Annotated in this window: 16 protein-coding genes; 8 read left to right on the top strand and 8 right to left on the bottom strand. The window is 32.3% G+C overall.

Annotated elements, in window-relative coordinates:
* The first annotated feature begins 9 nt into the window (after positions 1–9).
* The 8 genes from BM072_RS04660 (at position 10) to BM072_RS04625 (ending at position 9085) form a co-directional block, all read left to right on the top strand.
* Positions 10–1209: an FtsW/RodA/SpoVE family cell cycle protein gene (locus tag BM072_RS04660; protein ID WP_092907043.1), complete on the top strand. Its 1200-nt coding sequence runs from the start codon at positions 10–12 to the stop codon at positions 1207–1209.
* The gene (gene murG, locus BM072_RS04655) at positions 1181–2287 is read left to right on the top strand and encodes an undecaprenyldiphospho-muramoylpentapeptide beta-N-acetylglucosaminyltransferase (RefSeq protein WP_092907041.1); all 1107 of its coding nucleotides are present in this window, start codon (positions 1181–1183) and stop codon (positions 2285–2287) included. The genes BM072_RS04660 and murG overlap by 29 nt, the downstream gene beginning before the upstream one ends.
* Positions 2287–3627, top strand: a complete 1341-nt coding sequence (gene murC, locus BM072_RS04650; protein WP_092907039.1) for a UDP-N-acetylmuramate--L-alanine ligase — start codon at positions 2287–2289, stop codon at positions 3625–3627. The genes murG and murC overlap by 1 nt, the downstream gene beginning before the upstream one ends.
* Positions 3617–4360 carry a cell division protein FtsQ/DivIB gene (locus BM072_RS04645; protein ID WP_092907037.1) on the top strand — a complete coding sequence of 248 codons (744 nt, stop codon included), beginning with the start codon at positions 3617–3619 and terminating at the stop codon, positions 4358–4360. The genes murC and BM072_RS04645 overlap by 11 nt, the downstream gene beginning before the upstream one ends.
* The gene (ftsA, locus tag BM072_RS04640) at positions 4347–5795 is read left to right on the top strand and encodes a cell division protein FtsA (protein ID WP_092907036.1); all 1449 of its coding nucleotides are present in this window, start codon (positions 4347–4349) and stop codon (positions 5793–5795) included. Before BM072_RS04645 ends, ftsA begins: the two co-directional genes overlap by 14 nt.
* Positions 5796–5841: 46 nt before the next feature.
* Positions 5842–7686, top strand: coding sequence for a cell division protein FtsZ (gene ftsZ, locus BM072_RS04635; RefSeq protein ID WP_407927120.1), 1845 nt, complete (start codon positions 5842–5844; stop codon positions 7684–7686).
* A 101-nt stretch (positions 7687–7787) separates the two neighbouring features.
* A complete protein-coding gene (locus tag BM072_RS04630; RefSeq protein WP_092907032.1) occupies positions 7788–8240 on the top strand; it encodes a GatB/YqeY domain-containing protein in 453 nt (150 codons plus the stop codon).
* A gap of 323 nt (positions 8241–8563) precedes the next feature.
* The gene (locus BM072_RS04625; protein ID WP_092907030.1) at positions 8564–9085 is read left to right on the top strand and encodes a septal ring lytic transglycosylase RlpA family protein; all 522 of its coding nucleotides are present in this window, start codon (positions 8564–8566) and stop codon (positions 9083–9085) included.
* Between the two features lie 131 nt (positions 9086–9216).
* Here the strand turns inward: BM072_RS04625 and mqo are convergent, their stop codons facing one another.
* From mqo to BM072_RS04585, 8 genes are all read right to left on the bottom strand, one after another.
* On the bottom strand, positions 9217–10692 hold the full coding sequence (gene mqo / locus BM072_RS04620; RefSeq protein ID WP_092907028.1) for a malate dehydrogenase (quinone): 1476 nt from the start codon (positions 10690–10692) through the stop codon (positions 9217–9219).
* Positions 10693–10827: 135 nt separating this feature from the next.
* The gene (locus tag BM072_RS04615; RefSeq protein ID WP_092907026.1) at positions 10828–11307 is read right to left on the bottom strand and encodes an RDD family protein; all 480 of its coding nucleotides are present in this window, start codon (positions 11305–11307) and stop codon (positions 10828–10830) included.
* Positions 11308–11440: 133 nt separating this feature from the next.
* Positions 11441–13069, bottom strand: a complete 1629-nt coding sequence (groL, locus tag BM072_RS04610) for a chaperonin GroEL (protein ID WP_092907024.1) — start codon at positions 13067–13069, stop codon at positions 11441–11443.
* Positions 13070–13105: 36 nt separating this feature from the next.
* Positions 13106–13384, bottom strand: a complete 279-nt coding sequence (locus tag BM072_RS04605) for a co-chaperone GroES (protein ID WP_092907022.1) — start codon at positions 13382–13384, stop codon at positions 13106–13108.
* Between the two features lie 156 nt (positions 13385–13540).
* Positions 13541–15799 (bottom strand): zinc-dependent metalloprotease family protein, encoded by a 2259-nt coding sequence (locus BM072_RS04600; protein WP_092907020.1) that lies wholly within the window; start codon positions 15797–15799, stop codon positions 13541–13543.
* Between the two features lie 4 nt (positions 15800–15803).
* Positions 15804–16229 (bottom strand): hypothetical protein, encoded by a 426-nt coding sequence (locus tag BM072_RS04595; RefSeq protein ID WP_125113529.1) that lies wholly within the window; start codon positions 16227–16229, stop codon positions 15804–15806.
* A 92-nt stretch (positions 16230–16321) separates the two neighbouring features.
* Complete coding sequence (secG, locus tag BM072_RS04590) at positions 16322–16675, bottom strand: preprotein translocase subunit SecG (protein ID WP_092907016.1); 354 nt, start codon at positions 16673–16675, stop codon at positions 16322–16324.
* A 4-nt stretch (positions 16676–16679) separates the two neighbouring features.
* Positions 16680–17804, bottom strand: coding sequence for a tetratricopeptide repeat protein (locus BM072_RS04585; RefSeq protein ID WP_092907014.1), 1125 nt, complete (start codon positions 17802–17804; stop codon positions 16680–16682).
* Positions 17805–17809: the final 5 nt, after the last annotated feature.

The following is a 17809-nucleotide window of genomic DNA, read 5'->3' as shown; positions in this document are numbered from 1 at the left end:
AACCAACCAATGGGGAACCTAGTTCAAAAATATTTTAAGGGCGATAAACCGCTTTGGGCTTTCATTTTATTGTTAGCTCTGTTTTCATTCTTACCTGTATATTCAGCAAGTTCTAACTTGGTATATACAGTTGGGTCGGGAACTATTTTTGGACATTTAGGTAAACACGCCGTTATTTTATTAGTTGGTTTATTAATTATATATGGTTTACAACGAGTAGATTATCGTTGGTTTGGCTTATTGGCTTTAAGTGCAGTTATAATACTCTCAATTGTGTTGCTCTTTACATTAATTCAAGGACAGACAATTGGAGGTGCAAATGCCGCACGTTGGTTAACAATTCCGGGAACAGGAATTGGTATTCAACCCTCAATGATTGCATCACAAGCATTGTTGATTTATATAGCTCGTTATTTAACAAAAAATAGAGACAAGGAATATACATGGAAAAACACGTTTTTACCATTATTCCTACCAATGATTGTAATTATAGGATTAATCTTTCCATCAAACGGATCAACAGCATTAATGTTGGCTGGGATGTGTGGATTATTATTAATTATTGGCGGATTTCCATTTAAATATCTATTCGTTATTGCAATGACGGGTATAGTTTTGGGAGGAGGATTTATTTGGGTAGCTCTATCAAAACCAGACTTAGTTTCAAATTCTCGTGTGCATACATGGATGTCACGTATCGAGAAATTTAATGATGATTCTGGATTAGAAAGTTACCAAGTATTACACGCCAAAGCAGCAATTGCAAGAGGTTTAAATGAAATGGCTGGACCAGGTAAAAGTGTGTTTAAACAAACTTTACCGCAATCATCTTCCGATTTTATTTTTGCAATTATTGTAGAAGAATATGGTGCAATTGGTGCAATATTATTAATCGGAATATTTCTGTTGATATTATTACGAATTTGTATCATAGCCTCAAAAATACACACCATTTTTGGCACATTATTGGTATTTGCCGTAGGCTTGCCAATTATAATACAAGCAATGGTAAATATGGCGGTAGCCGTAAATTTGATTCCAGTAACTGGTCAACCATTACCCATGATTAGTTACGGAGGAACATCCATTTGGATGACATGTATTTCTTTCGGAATTATTTTGAGTGTAAGTACTCAAATAAAATCGCAAGAAGAATTAGAAAAAGATAGAAAAGAACTAAGTGAAGAATACATCGAAGACATCGCCTAAAGTTTTAATAAGCGGCGGAGGAACAGGTGGACATATATATCCAGCCATAGCAATTGCAGACGAAATAAAAAGACGTTTGCCAGATGCTCAAATTTTGTTTGTAGGAGCAGAAGGAAGAATGGAAATGGAAAAAGTTCCGAAAGTAGGTTATCCCATAAAAGGTTTACCTATTTCTGGGTTTGATAGAAGTGATATGAAAGCGAATTTAAAATTTCCTTTCAAATTGATAAAAAGTTTAAATCTAGCAAAGAAAATCTACAAAGAATTTCAACCAGATTTAGCTGTTGGTACTGGTGGATATGCAAGTGGACCAATGTTGTGGATTGCAGGAAAAAATAATGTTCCGTATTTGTTACAAGAACAAAACTCTTTTCCAGGTGTAACCAACAAAATTTTGAAAAATAAAGCAGCTGCAATTTGTACAGCTTACGAAGGAATTACACAGTTTCCACAAGAAAAAGTGCATTATACTGGAAATCCTATTCGTGGTGAAATTTTTCAGAATTTACCATCAAAAGCAGAAGCAATTACTGTTTTTGGCTTAGATCCAGAAAAACCAACTATTTTATCAGTTGGTGGTTCGCAAGGATCAAGAGCAATGAACAATGCTTGGTTAGAAAACCTTGACGAATTTGTTGCAAGTGGCGTTCAATTAATTTGGCAAACAGGAAAGTTAGATTATCAAAAAATCAAAAATTTGGTTGGCGATAAATATCCAACAATTCATGTAACCGAATTTATTTATAACATGAAAGATGCTTATGCAGCATCAGATGCAATTGTTTCTCGCGCAGGTGCAATGGCAATTTCAGAATTATGTATTATAGGAAAACCTACAATTTTAATTCCGTTGCCAACAGCCGCAGAAGATCATCAAACAAAAAATGCAGAAGCTTTAGTAACTCAAAATGCAGCAATTTTGGTGAAAGATGCAGAAGCAAAACAAAAATTAGTCAAAGAAGTAATTGCTTTGGCAAATAATGAAGATTTGAAGAATAAATTAGCTCTAAATATAAAGCAACTTGGGAAACCAAATGCGACAAAAGAGATTGTAGATATATTACTGAATTTATTATAATGAATATTTTAGATAAAACATATTATTATTTCATCGGTGCAGGAGGAATCGGAATGAGCGCTTTGGAACGATTTTTTAAATCAATCGGGAAAAATGTAGCGGGTTACGATAAAACGCAAACCGAACTTACAGCAGAATTAATTGCTGAAGGAATTGATATTCATTTTGAAGATAATATTGATTTAATTCCTTCGGGAATTAATAAAGATAATACGTTGGTTATTTATACGCCAGCTGTACCAAAAGATCTTACTTTATTGAATTATTTTTTGGTAAATGACTTTAAGGTCATGAAACGTTCTGAGGTTTTAGGAGAAATTACAAAACATACTTACAACATTGGTGTTGCAGGTACACACGGTAAAACAACAACTTCTTCAATTTTAGGTCATATACTTAAAGTTGCAGATTTAGAATGTACAGCTTTTTTAGGTGGTATTGCAGAGAATTACGATTCTAATATCATCTCAAATGGTTCTAAATATACAGTTGCAGAAGCAGACGAATTTGATCGTTCTTTTTTACGATTATCGCCAAAATTAGCCATTATAACATCTGATGATGCAGATCATTTAGATATTTATGGAGAAAGAGACGAAGTAAAAAAATCATTTCAAGAATTTGGAAATATCGTCGAAGAAAAACTTTTTGTACACAAAGGTTTACCTTTTGATAATGCACTTACATACGGTGTAGATTTAGATGCAGATTACAATGCATACAACGTAAGAATAATTGATGGACATTATGTTTTTGATGTTAAAACACCAAACGGAATTTTAACTGATATTGGGATTTTATTACCAGGACATCACAATATGGAGAATGCTGTTGCAGCATTGGCTGTTGCAGATTATATGGGTGTTTCTCATGAAAAAATAAAAGAAGCTTTGTCTACTTTTATAGGAGTTAAAAGACGTTTTAATCGTTTCGAGATAAATGGTAAAATTTATATTGACGATTATGCGCATCATCCAACAGAATTGAATGCGGCAATTCGTTCAGTTCGCGAATTATATCCGGGTAAAAAAGTGTTAGGCGTTTTTCAGCCACATTTATTTACACGTACGCGCGATTTTGTAGATGAATTCGCACAAAGTCTAAGTCAATTAGATAGCTTAATTTTGTTAGATATTTATCCGGCAAGAGAGCTACCAATCGAAGGTGTAACTTCAAATTGGTTGCTTGAAAAGGTTGATTTAAACGAAAAAATTGTATCTTCATTAGAAGATTGCATGGAGAACATAAAAAAACAAGATTTTGACGTATTATTGACTGTGGGAGCAGGAAATATTGATACGATTGTTAAACCAATTAAAAAATGGTTAGGTGAAGCATAAATTAAAAATCATAAAAGTGGTTTTTGGAGTTGCGTTGCTTATTGCTTTAATAAGTTTTGCTGCAATTCATAATGCTTCACGTAAAGTGGAAAAATTGGACGTGGCTTTTGTTCAGCCAGTTGAAAACTATTTTATCAACGATAGTGTGATAAGAGAAGTGATTAACAAAGATGATAAAGACATCTTGAAACAAACGTTGAGCGAAGTAAACGTCAAAAAAATAGAAGAAAAAGTAAGTAAAAGCCCGTACGTTGATTCGGTACAAGTAAGTAAGGATATCAACGGACATTTACGACTTGATATAAAAGCAAATAAGGCAGTAGCCCGAATTAATGCGCCGAAAAATGAATTTTATTTGACAGAAAAAGGTACTAAAATGCCTTTATCAAAATTAAGTTCGGCAAATGTAATTTTAGTTTCGGGAGATGTAAAACCGAATGAATATGAGGAATTGAGTAAATTTGTACAAGCTTTAAAAGCAGACGATTTATTGAAAAATCATATCATTGCAGTTCAAAAAGTTGGTCAACGTTCTTATAATTTAATAGTTAACACAGGAAATTATTATATCGAATTAGGAACTTTAAACAATTTTGAACAAAAGTTACATAACCTAAAGTTATTTTATAATCAATATATCGATTATATCGGAACTGGAGATTATGAAAAATTAAGCTTAAAATTTGTCAATCAAGTTGTAGCAACCAAACGTATAAAAAATGGAAAACAATAGTAACATCGCAGTTGGTCTAGACATAGGGACTACTAAAATTGTAGCGCTAGTCGGAAGAAAAAATGAGAATGGTAAAATAGAAATACTTGGTCACGGACAAGCTAAAAGTTTGGGTGTGCACAGAGGTGTTGTAAATAATATTACACAAACCATTAATTCTATAAAAGAAGCGATAGAAAAAGCTGAACGTGCTTCTGGAGTTAAAATTACAGATGTTACTGTAGGTATTGCCGGACAACACATTCGTAGTTTACAACATAGCGATTATGTTACTCGTGCTAATTCTGAAGATGTTATTGATGATAATGATTTAAAACTGTTAACAAACCAAGTTTATAAATTGGTTATGTTACCAGGAGAAGAAATTATTCATGTTCTTCCTCAAGATTTTAAAGTAGATAACGAAGGCGAAATTAGAGAGCCAATCGGTATGTACGGAAGTCGTTTAGAAGCAAATTTTCATGTGGTTGTTGGGCAAGTTTCTTCAATCAGAAATATAGCGCGTTGTGTAAAAGCTGCTGGTTTACGTTTGGCTAGCATTACTTTAGAACCAATTGCGTCGTCTAGTGCTGCACTTAGCGAAGAAGAAAAAGAAGCAGGTGTTGCTTTGATTGATATAGGAGGTGGAACAACAGATATTGCAATTTTTAAAGACAATATTATTCGTCATACATCTGTAATTCCTTTCGGAGGAAATGTAATTACAGATGATATAAAAGTAGGATGTTCTATTATTGGAAAACAAGCCGAAGCATTAAAAGAGAAATTTGGATCTGCTTGGCCAGGAGAAAATAAAGAATCAGAAATAGTATCAATTCCAGGATTGAAAGGACGCGAAGCAAAAGAAATATCTTTAAAAAGATTATCACAAATAATACATGCACGTGTTCAAGAAATTTTAGAACAAGTTTATTTAGAATTAAAAAATTACGGTTGCGAAGATCAAAACAAAAAATTGATTGCCGGAATCGTGCTAACAGGTGGAGGATCAAAGCTAAAACATATCCGTCAGTTAACAGAATATGTAACTGGAATGGATGTACGCATTGGTTATTCTAACGAACATATTGTTGGTGCAAAAGCAGAAGAAATTTCTGGCCCAGAATATGCTACATCAGTGGGATTATTGATGAAAGGTTTAGACGAATTAGAGTCTAATTATCAAAGAGAAATTTTTGAAACACCAGTAATTAATAATCTAAATAATCAATCAGAAATTGAAATTGGTATTCGTCCAGAACAAAAGAAGATTGTACAAGAAGCAGAAGTTGAGGTAGAAAAAACAATTGAAAGACCAAAACGAGAAGATTATGTAGATGAATTATTAGATGAAGAAGTTGGTGATAAAAAAGCAACTAAATCTAAACCAGAAAAGAAAAACTTCTTTTCAAAATGGACAGATAAATTTATCCAAATGATTAACGAAACAGAATAATAAGAATATAACCAAATAAATTACGAACCAATTTAATAAGAAGAATATGAGTGATATGTTAACAGGAGATATTGTTTTCAACTTACCAAAAAGCCGCTCGCAAGCTATCAAAGTGATCGGTGTAGGTGGTGGTGGAAGCAATGCCGTAAACTACATGTTTGAGCAAGGAATCGCGGGTGTACAATTCGTGATTTGTAATACAGATTCACAAGCTTTGGCAAATAGCCCAGTACCAACAAGAATACAATTAGGACAAGCTATTACCGAAGGATTAGGAGCAGGTGCAAACCCAGAAGTGGGAGAGCAAGCTGCAATAGAAAGTATGGAAGAAGTAAAAGCAGTTTTAGACGAAGGTACTAAAATGGTTTTTATAACAGCCGGAATGGGTGGTGGAACAGGAACTGGAGCTGCTCCGGTAATTGCAGGAATCGCTAAAGAAATGGATATTTTAACAGTAGGTATTGTAACAGCGCCATTCTTTTTTGAAGGAAGAATGAGGTTGGAACAAGCTGAAAAAGGTATCGAAAATTTAAGAAAAAATGTTGATTCATTAATCGTTATCAACAACGATAAGTTACGTGAATTGTACGGAAATTTAGGTTTCAAAAACGGATTTTCTAAAGCAGATGAAGTTTTAACAACGGCAGCCAAAGGTATTGCAGAAGTTATTACACAACATTATGCTATGAATATTGATTTACGTGATGCGCGTACAGTGCTTAAAAACTCTGGTACAGCAATCATGGGATCTGCAAGAGGTTCTGGAGAAAATAAAGCAAAAGATGCAATTTCTGCAGCTTTAGATTCGCCATTACTTAATAACAATAAAATTACAGGTGCTCGCAATGTATTATTATTGATTTTGTCTGGTAATAACGAAATTACAATGGACGAAATCGGAGTAATCAACGACTATATTCAACAAGAAGCTGGTAATAGTGCCAACATTATTATGGGTATTGGCGAAGAGTTAGATTTAGGAGACGAAATCTCTGTAACTGTTGTGGCGACTGGTTTTCCTACAGAAGATCAAACGTACACAGGTAAAGAAGAACAAAAAATTGTTCATACACTAGAGGAAGAACAACCAATAAATAAAACATTATCTATCGATCAACCATTTGTTAATCGTGTAAAACCAATGACGTTAGATTTTGGTAGATCAAATTCGGGTTCGAATTCTGCTCCACAACAAAATCAAACGCCAGAAACACCGACTAATATTTATCGTAAGGCAGATACAAATCAAGATTATAATCAATCATATCATAATGCGCCAACGCAATCTTTGAATGATGATTCGCCAAAAAGATATGTTTTAGATGAGCTTGATGATGAACCAGTTCAAGAGAAAAAATCGTTTGATGATTTCGAACCACGTTTAAAATCTGATTTTAATCGTCCACAAGAACCGACAAATCAAGCGCCAACTAATCAAACATATAATTCATATTCTAATCCAGTTGCTTCGGAACAGTCTAATTATCCACAAAATAATTATTCAGGTTATCAAGCACCAAAATCGGAGACGTTTAATATTGATCAACCACAAACTTCAACTAATTATGCAAACGCAGTTGCACCAGAAGAGCAACAAGTGGCTGTAGAAGTTGATCCGTTTAGTAAACCAATAGAACAATCTACGGATAGCGATTTGAATAATGTAATTGAGGAAAGAAGAAATCGATTGAAACAATTTAATTTTAAATTTAACAATACGATGACTAATTCTCAAGTAGACGAATACGAAGCTATACCAGCTTATAAGCGTCAAGGACTTAATTTAGCAGATCGTAACGAGAACCAATCATCAGATTTTTCTGTCGGTACAAATCGCAATAACGATACGCAAATTCGTCCAAATAATTTTTTACATGATAATGTAGATTAATTATTAATCACTCGTAAAATATATTCTTATTATAGAAAAGGTTCATCACTTTTGTGATGAGCCTTTTTTTGTCTTAAATTTGTAGTCTAAAAGCAAAACTCATGAATTTAGAAACCCAAATAATGGGGCAATTAAAAGAAGCTATGAAAGCTAAAAATACAATTGCCTTAGAAGCTTTAAGAGCTGTAAAATCTGAATTATTATTAGCAAAAACATCTGGAGCTGGTGGTGAATTATCAGAAGATCAAGAAATTGCTTTATTACAAAAATTAGTAAAACAACGCAAAGAAGCGGCAGAACAATTTGATGCAAACGACAGAAAAGAGTTGGCAGAAAAAGAATTGGCACAAGCAGAAGTTATTCAACAATTTTTACCTGCACAGTTAACAGATGAAGAGTTAACAGTAGCAATAAAAGACATTGTTGCAGAAGTTGGTGCGACTTCTCCTAAAGATATGGGAAAGGTAATGGGAGCAGCTTCGGCAAAACTTGCTGGTAAAGCAGAAGGAAAGTTAATTTCGGCTAAAGTAAAAGAGATTTTAGCAAGCTTATAATTGATTTTTAGTTACTTAAAAATTAAGAAAAGGTAAAACTAATGTAGTTTTACCTTTTTTATTTCTTATTTGGATAAAATTACTCAAATTTTCAAAATAGTTAAATCATTGATTTTTAGCCAGAAAAACGATTTAAATGAATAATAGCCAAAATTATTGTGAAATTGACTTTATTTTAACAATTAATTAACAAATCGCTGTGTTGTACTGATATGGGTTGGTTGGGAAGAAAAAAAGATTAGAAATCAGTCGATTAGAATAATTCTAAATAAGAAGGCATTTCTACCCGTAAATTTGCAACGTAATCAGAAAATATCTAAAGGATGACGAAAAGCATTACAGCTTTTATAGCTTTGTTAATGATTTTTCCAATAGCAAACGCTGATGGTAAAATTTTTAAAGACGCTGGTAAGAATGACACAATTATTATGCCAGTTTCAGAGAAAAGGTTTAGTGAAGAAATTGATAATGATACCATCAAAGAAGATACATTATCAGTGGAAGATGAAAAAAAGGTTGAAGACATTTTAGAGAGCACTGCTCATGAAATATCAACAGGAGTTGTTTCTTGGTATGGAGGCAAGTTCCACGGACGCAAGACAGCAAGTGGTGAAAAGTACGACAAACATGAACTAACTGCTGCCCATAAGTCTTTACCATTTGGTACAAAAGTAAAAGTTACGAATATCAGAAACGGTAAATCTGTAGTTGTAGAAATTAACGACAGAGGTCCATATGCTAAATCTAGAGTTTTAGACTTAAGTCAAGCTGCATTCAGCGAAATTGGTCACACAAATACAGGTGTGATGCAAGTTGAATACGAAATTATGAATAGCGAAGACTAAGCTAAAATGTTCGGAAAAGAATAAAAAGGTTTAAGATTAAGTTCTTAAACCTTTTTTTATTTAATTAAGTTCACAAAAAAAGCCTGATAAATTAATATCAGGCTTACTATATAATAAGATATAAATCAATCTTAATCTAATATTTTAAGAACCTTAGTTGTTCTTGCGCGCGAAGCGTCAACTAATTCTGCGTTAGTTAAATCTTCTCCATGAGAAGGAATCATTTGTTTGATAAGCGGATTCCAATCATTCATCGATTTAGGGAAACATTGTCCAAGTAAATCAAGCATTGCACTTACAGATGTAGATGCACCCGGAGAAGCGCCTAATAAGGCAGAAATAGAACCATCTTGAGATGTTACGATTTCTGTTCCAAATTTTAAAATACCTTTTCCGTTTTGATTTTCGATAACTTGCACACGCTGACCAGCAGTTTGTTCAAACCAATCTTCAATTTTAGCTTCTGGATAATATTCTTTTAACTCTTCTATTTTTTGAGCTTTTGATAACATCACTTGCTCGACTAAATATTTCGTTAAATCCATATTATTAATTCCACAATTCATTAAGAAACCTACATTTCCTAAGTTTACAGATTTAAACAAATCACAGTTTGATCCGTATTTTAAGAATTTTGTAGAAAACGTAGCAAATGGTCCAAATAATAAAGATTGTTTGCCATCAATAACACGTGTATCTAAGTGAGGTACAGACATTGGTGGAGCACCAAGTTTTGCTTTACCATAAACTTTTGCATGATGTTTTTTGATCACTTCTTCGTTTTGACAAATTAACCATTGTCCACCAACAGGAAAGCCACCAAATTTTTTAGCTTCGGGAATACCAGATTTTTGTAATGATAAAATTGCACCACCACCAGCACCAATAAATACAAAATCTGCATTAACAGATTTGTTATTTCCTGATTTTAAATCTTTTACTTTAATCGCCCATTTACCATTATTTAAACGAGTTAAATCTTTAACTTCGTGTTCAGTTTCTAGTGTAATTTCGTTTTTGTCTAAAAGACCTTTAAAAATTTGACGTGTTAATTCTCCAAAGTTAACATCCGTTCCTAAATTCATGTGTGTTGCCGCAACTTTTTCTGCAGCAGCATCTCTACCTTCAACAATTAATGGCGACCATTCTTTGATTTTATTAAAATCTTCAGAATATTCCATTTCTTTAAATAAAGGATGTTGTGATAATTTTTCGTAACGTTTTTTCAAGAAATTTACATCGTCATCTCCCCAAACAAAAGACATGTGTGGAGTAGGACGTAAAAATTTTTCTGGAGAAGAAACATAATTATTTTCAACTAAGTACGACCAAAACTCTTTAGAAGTTTCAAATTGTTTTGCAATATTTATTGCTTTATCAATGTTAACAACTCCATTTTTGTCAATCGGTGTATAATTTAATTCACAAAAAGCAGAGTGACCTGTACCAGCATTATTGAAAGCATCAGAACTTTCAAATCCAATCTTATCTAATTTTTCAAAAACAGAAATTTTAATAGCAGGATTTATTTTTTTAAGAAGTATGCTTAGGGTAGCACTCATGATACCAGCACCAACTAACACTACCTCTTGAGGTTGTTTTTCCATTTCTCAAAAATATAATTATATTGCAAAGGTATTAATAAATAGGCTTTTTTGGGAAAGAATATGCATAAAAAAGAATGATTTTTTACATAAAATGATTTTTTAATAAAAAATCAATTTCAATTAAAGTGCAATATTCTATTCAATCTCAGTTGTACCAATACTTTCGATGTTGTCTTTTTGTAATAAATCAGCTTCAAAAGCTTTTTTATTGACAACTGTTGTTTTTGAAATTGTATCGTGAAATCCTGCTCCGAATAAAAAAGAAAGTGGTTCGAAAGGAATTATTCTACAAATACTTCTTACAAAATAATCTTTTGTTGTAGGTTCTGAACCGTCAATTCTAACAACTTTTGTATCTGAAATAAATTTTCCGATAGAGCGTCCTTTTGTGGCTGTTTCAATCAGAAAATAATAAAGAATAGTTACAGCATAACTAACAAGATTAATTGATAAATCATTATCAAATAGAGAATCATAAGTATTTGGTATAATTAAATAGAGAATGACCAGTATAAAAATAATTAATATAAAAAGGAAAATTATATCAATCAAATAATTAAGAAATCGTTTTCCTTTATCTGCTTTGTGTTCGCCAACAATATAATCTTGGTGCATAAGTTTTTGGTTTGATTAGATGATAAATATACTATAAACAATATTGTTTTTGAGGTTGTTTGATTAAAAATAATTCATAAAAAAAAGCCACTCAATTTGAGTGGCTTTTTGATTTTATAGGGCGATGTTAAAATTACATCATTCCTGGCATTCCACCTCCCATTGGAGGCATACCAGCGTCATCTTTTTTAATTTCTGTAACTACAGCTTCAGTTGTAATTAACATACCTGCAACAGAAGCAGCATTTTCTAATGCAACACGAGCAACTTTAGTTGGATCAATAACACCAGCTTCAATCATGTTTACATATTCGTCTGTTTTTGCATTGTAACCAAAGTCACCTGTACCTTCTTTTACTTTTGCAACAACTACAGAACCTTCACCACCTGCATTAAGAACAATTTGACGTAATGGCTCTTCAACTGCACGCGTTACAATTTTAATACCTGTAGCTTCGTCAGCGTTATTTGTGTCAATGTTAGATAAGTTACCTAAAGCTCTAACAAAAGCAACACCACCACCAGCAACAATACCTTCTTCTACAGCAGCGCGAGTTGCGTGTAAAGCATCATCAATACGGTCTTTTTTCTCTTTCATTTCAACTTCAGAAGCAGCACCAACGTAAAGTACAGCAACACCACCAGCTAATTTAGCTAAACGTTCTTGTAATTTTTCGCGATCATAGTCAGAAGTAGTTGTTTCTACTTGCGCTTTGATTTGGTTTACTCTGTTTTTGATTTGGCTTTGGTCACCAGCTCCATTAACAATAGTTGTATTGTCTTTATCAATAGTTACTCTTTCTGCAGTTCCTAACATTTCTAAAGTAGCAGTTTCTAAAGTAATTCCTTGTTCTTCAGAAATAACTGTACCTCCTGTTAAGATTGCAATATCCTCTAACATTGCTTTACGACGATCTCCAAAACCTGGTGCTTTAACAGCAGCAATTTTTAAAGAACCTCTTAAACGGTTAACAACTAAAGTAGCCAATGCTTGACCTTCAACTTCTTCAGAAATGATTAAGAATGGACGACCTGATTGAGCAACTGGCTCTAATAATGGTAAGATTTCTTGTAAGTTAGAGATTTTTTTCTCACATAATAAAATGTAAGGATTTTCTAACTCAGCAATCATTTTATCTGGGTTTGTTACGAAGTATGGAGATTGAAATCCGCGATCGAATTGCATACCTTCTACAACGTCAACATAAGTTTCTGTTCCTTTTGCTTCTTCAACAGTAATTACACCTTCTTTTCCTACTTTAGAAAAAGCTTCTGCGATTAATGAACCGATAGTTTCGTCATTATTTGCAGAGATAGAAGCAACTTGTTTGATTTTTTCTGATGAATCTCCAACTTCTTCTGATTGCTCTTTTAAGTTTGCAACGATAGAAATTACAGCTTTATCAATACCACGTTTCAAATCCATTGGATTTGCACCTGCAGCAACATTTTTTAATCCTTCGCGAACGATAGCTTGCGCTAAAACAGTCGCAGTAGTTGTACCATCACCAGCAACGTCGTTGGTTTTAGATGCAACTTCTTTTACCATTTGAGCACCTAAGTTTTCAATTGGATCTTCTAATTCGATTTCTTTTGCAACAGAAACACCGTCTTTTGTAACATGTGGAGCTCCGAAAGATTTTTCTAAAACTACATTACGACCTTTTGGTCCTAAAGTTACTTTAACTGCATTTGCTAATGCATCAACACCTCTTTTTAAAGCGTCTCTACACTCAATATCGAATTTAATATCTTTTGCCATTTTTTTTATTTTTTATAAGTTTGATTAAACGATTAATTAGATGATTGCTAAAATATCAGCTTCGCGCATGATTAAGTAATCTTTACCTTCTAATTTTAATTCTGTTCCAGAATATTTACCATAAAGTACTTTATCACCAATTGCAACTGTCATTGGTTCATCTTTTTTACCATTACCTACAGCTACAACAGTACCTTCTTGTGGTTTTTCTTTTGCTGAATCTGGAATGATAATTCCTGAAGCAGTTTTTGTTTCTGCTGGAGATGGTTCGATAACCACTCTATCCGCTAATGGTTTAATGTTTAATTGTGACATATGTATATTTTTATTTTTTGATTTGTTACTTTTAATTCAACGAAAAACGTGCCAATCGCTTTTTTCTGCCATTATGGATTGGTTAAATAATTTCTTAAAAATAAAAATGCCAAGCTGTCAGACAACTTGGCATATAAGTGCATTATGTGCAACTTTTTATTTTTTGATAATTAACTTCTTAGTGTATTTTTGTTGATCTGCTTCTACCGAAACAATATAAACTCCATTTCCTAATTGCTCTACATTTAATTGTTTATTTTTAGAAGAATTAAGTTTTGATGTATAAACAGTTCTACCCGCTAAATCTGTAATTGTGATTGTAGCATTAGCAACAGTTTTTGCAAAATTAAGTTGAACAATTCCTTTTGATGGATTTGGAGAAATTGTAAATAACTCATTTTTGTTTACTTCGTTTGTTGCTAATTTATCAGAAATTTCAAAATTTGAAGCATTAACCGCTAAGAAAACATTGTCTATTGCTTTTATCATAAAGCGCGCTTCTTTCGTCAATTTAATATCCGAAGGAACATTGAATGTATACGTTCCGTTATTTTGAATTGATTCTGCTAAAATGTAATCAAATTTTAGTCCACCATCTGTAGATAATAATACTTTTACATTTGTTGTATTAACTCCGTTAGCATCTGTACCAGCTACATCCCACGTAATTGTAGCAGGATAATTGTATGTCCAAGCTTCATTAGCAGCTTGCGATGTTATTTTAAAAGGACCAGCTTCTGCAATTACATTTAATTGTACATTTTTACGATCTGTTTGTCCTCCTTTTGGATTATTATCTCTTACAAGAAGTGAGAATTTTAATACTCTATTAACTGATGGTATAACTTCCCAAGTTAACGGCTCTATATTCGTATCTAAAATTAATTTATTTTGTAAGATAGCGCTTAGATTAGGGAAATATCTAAAATTATCTGTTGTAGGATTGTATGATCTAAATAATACGCCAGTTTTATTTGTAGACATTGGCAACAACGAAGTGCTAGATGTATCTGTTTGTTCCCAGTTATATGTTAATGCATCACCATCTTGATCAGATGCATTTGCTTCTAAAACAAAAGCTGTAGAATTTGGAACAGTGTAAGTTAATTTGTCTAGTGTAATTAATGGCTCATTATTCCCCGAATCTGTGTTTACAGAACAACTACCTGCAGTTGATTTTATAAAATTATAAATTTCATTAACAGTTACTGAACTAAAGTAAGGATCACTATGTAATTGTACATTTTCTGGTGCACAAATACCTGCATATGCCATAATAGTGCTTCCGCTTCCAGGTTCTACAGAGGTTGCTGTGTTTTTATTTCCACCAGCACAAGAGCCTTTTGTTCCGTTAAAAGTATGATTACCTCCAAATTGATGCCCCATTTCATGAGCAACGTAATCAATATAAAAAGCATCATTTATAGGAGCTCCAAGACCTGTTACACCCCCGGCTTTTATAGTAGAACAAGGGCTTTTTAAGTATGCAACACCACCACCACCAGTAGAAAATACGTGTCCAATATCATAATTAGCTGTTCCAATAACCTTATCAAGAACTGTTTGGTTTTCACCAAGCATAGCACTACCACTGTTATTTGTGTATTCATCTGTTGTTACAAAAATAATTTGATCATTATTAGAAACTAACTCCATTGTTACACCAAACTCTTTTTCGTAAACACCATTTACACGTGTCATTGCAACATTAATTGCAGACATAACGATGGCTTTTTTTTCTTCTTCTGTCCCTGATTGTCCGCCAGCTCTATTAACATGATAACGTGAATACTCTATCGTAGTAGCTAAAGCTAAACGATATTTTCTCATTTTTCCATCTGTAACAGTTTTATTAGCTGGAATAGATGAAATTGCTTGATCAATTAATTCATTTTGTTTATCATCATTTGTATGACAAGCAAAATTTAAATTATTTTCTACATTTTTTCGGTTATAGGTAATGTAAGTTTTTAAATCATTTGTATAAGCATCAATATACGAAGTTGATTGTGCAGTAAAAATCATTGCGCTAAAACCATGATATGGTGAATAACTAAAACGAATAGATGATTTTCCGTCTAATGATTTTCCTACGTAAGATTTTATTTGATTATATTTTTCCTGTAATTCAGGAGCCATAATCGAAGCTTCGTTTACTTCATATTTTGTTATTTTACCATTTTCATCTGGTATGTTAACAATTTGAGCAGCAGATCTACTTTTTACATTATTTAGGTCGTTTAGTAAATTATCAACATTAAGGCTAAATAATTTATATTCTTTTGGTGTACTAGAACGATCAACTAAATTGGTTGATTGAGCATTTCTTTGATTAATTTCTTTCCAGTGATTCTGTTGTGCAAAAACAGAACTACAACCTAATAGTAGTGTTAAAATAATAGATGTTTTTTTCATAATATTATAATTCAAGTGTTAATTTTTTTATCGTTTTAGGGATTTCTATGATTATTAAATTATCCATATTCGCAGGATCTTGATCTTCATTTAGTTCAAGTTTTAAACTGTTTTTCTTTGAAGAAGAATTTATTTCCGAAATATGATAATTCGCGATATTTTGTTTACAAATTACAGCAATATTTTTTGTAGAAAAGTCAATAATTTGAAGTGGTGGATTTCTTTGACCTGGTTTTACTAATGATAATTGAAATGTGTTATAATCCTCCATATTTGTAAAAACTTGCAATTCGTTTTTGCAACTTTCTTCTAAATAAGTAGATCTTAAAATATTTATTTCCGAACTTGGAATTATGGTAACATTTTTCTGTTGACTACAACCCATCGTAAATAAAATTAATAATAATAAAGAGGATAAATAATATTTCATAATTGATTTATTATCTAAATTAATGATTATTAATTAATATAAACAAAAAAAGCCTCACAAATTTGTGAGGCTTAGTTATGTAAAATAAATAATTATTTTGTTGGTTGTGCAGGTTGTGCCGGCAATTGTGCCGCACCGTTAGCAGATGGCTGCGCTGGTAAATTATTAGCAGGCGCCGTTACATTTTGTTTAATTGGTTTTAATGCGTTTGGATTTTCGTGTGTTACACCAGCTCCAACGATTAAAAGAATAATAGCGATAAATAATCCCCAAGTTGTGTTGTCTAAGAATTTGTTTGTTCTCTGAACTCCAAACATTTGGCTTCCTCCGCCACCGCCAAAAGTAGAAGATAATCCTCCTCCTTTAGGGTTTTGAGATAAAACTACTAATACCAACAATACGCATAAAATCATGATAATAACCATGAAAAACTGAAATAGTCCCATTTTATTATTTAGAGTTTTTTAAATTTTCAATTTCTTTAATTCGATTTGCAAATAAACTATTTTTTTCTGGATATTTCAAAATTAATATCTTATAAGCTTTAATTGCTTTATCATATTTTCTTTGCTCAATGTAAATTTGAGCCAAAGTTTCGGTCATCAAATCCGAATATTCTTCGCTGTTATGACTGAAATTTGATGAAACTTGGATAGGTGTAATATCCGTTTTTTTCATCGGAATTATTTTTGGATTTTTTTCCAAAAAGTCATCAATCAATTTATATTTTATTTCTCTTTCGGCAGTTTCTTGTTCTGCTTCAATTGTTTTTTGATCTTTTGATTGCGAAGGAACCTTTTTTAACCAATCCGAAAAAGAAAACGATTCTTTATCTAAATTATTGTTTAATTTTTCTTCGATTATAGCAGAATCTTGTACCATAACTTCTTTTTCTTCAGAAATCATTTCATCAATTATCACAACAGATTCTGATATTTCAACAAGATTATTTTCTTCAGTTTCTTGAATTGTATTTTTTTCTTCTGGCTGAGGTTTTTCAACAGAAATTTCTATTCCAGAAGTTTGTAACACCGCATTTTCAATTTCTTGATCCGACGTTTTATGTGCTAATTTAGATTCTTCAACAACTTTATTCAATTCATCTTCCGAAATAATTTCAACCACATGATCTGTTCTCAATTCAGATTCTTCGGTATCATTTTCAATCATTTCATCAACCAAATCGTTGTCAATATTATCTTCTTCAATTAGAGAAATAGGCTCAACTTTTAAAACTTCTTCCTCTAATTTCTCATCATTAAAAGATTCAGTTTCTTGTTCGATTGTATTTTCCTTTATCGTAGAATTTTCTTGTACATTTTCAATAATTTTTTCTTCTTTTGGAAGTGGTTTCGAATTGATATAATGATACAAATCAACACGATTACTACTATGGATAGAGGTTTTGTTTAAATAATCCTCAAACGATGGATGATTTTCTTTCTTCAAACCATAAAGCAAAAGTGCGCGCAAAGTATAGAAATAAGGATATTTTTCGACTTCTTTTTTAAGAAGCGGTATATCCGATTTTTCTACCTCGTACGGATGTGCTACTAAATATTCAATTCTAGTCATTGCTC

The sequence above is a fragment of the Algoriella xinjiangensis genome (genome assembly GCF_900115015.1).
GTDB lineage: Bacteria > Bacteroidota > Bacteroidia > Flavobacteriales > Weeksellaceae > Empedobacter > Empedobacter xinjiangensis.
This window is presented reverse-complemented; position numbering and strand designations above follow the sequence as displayed.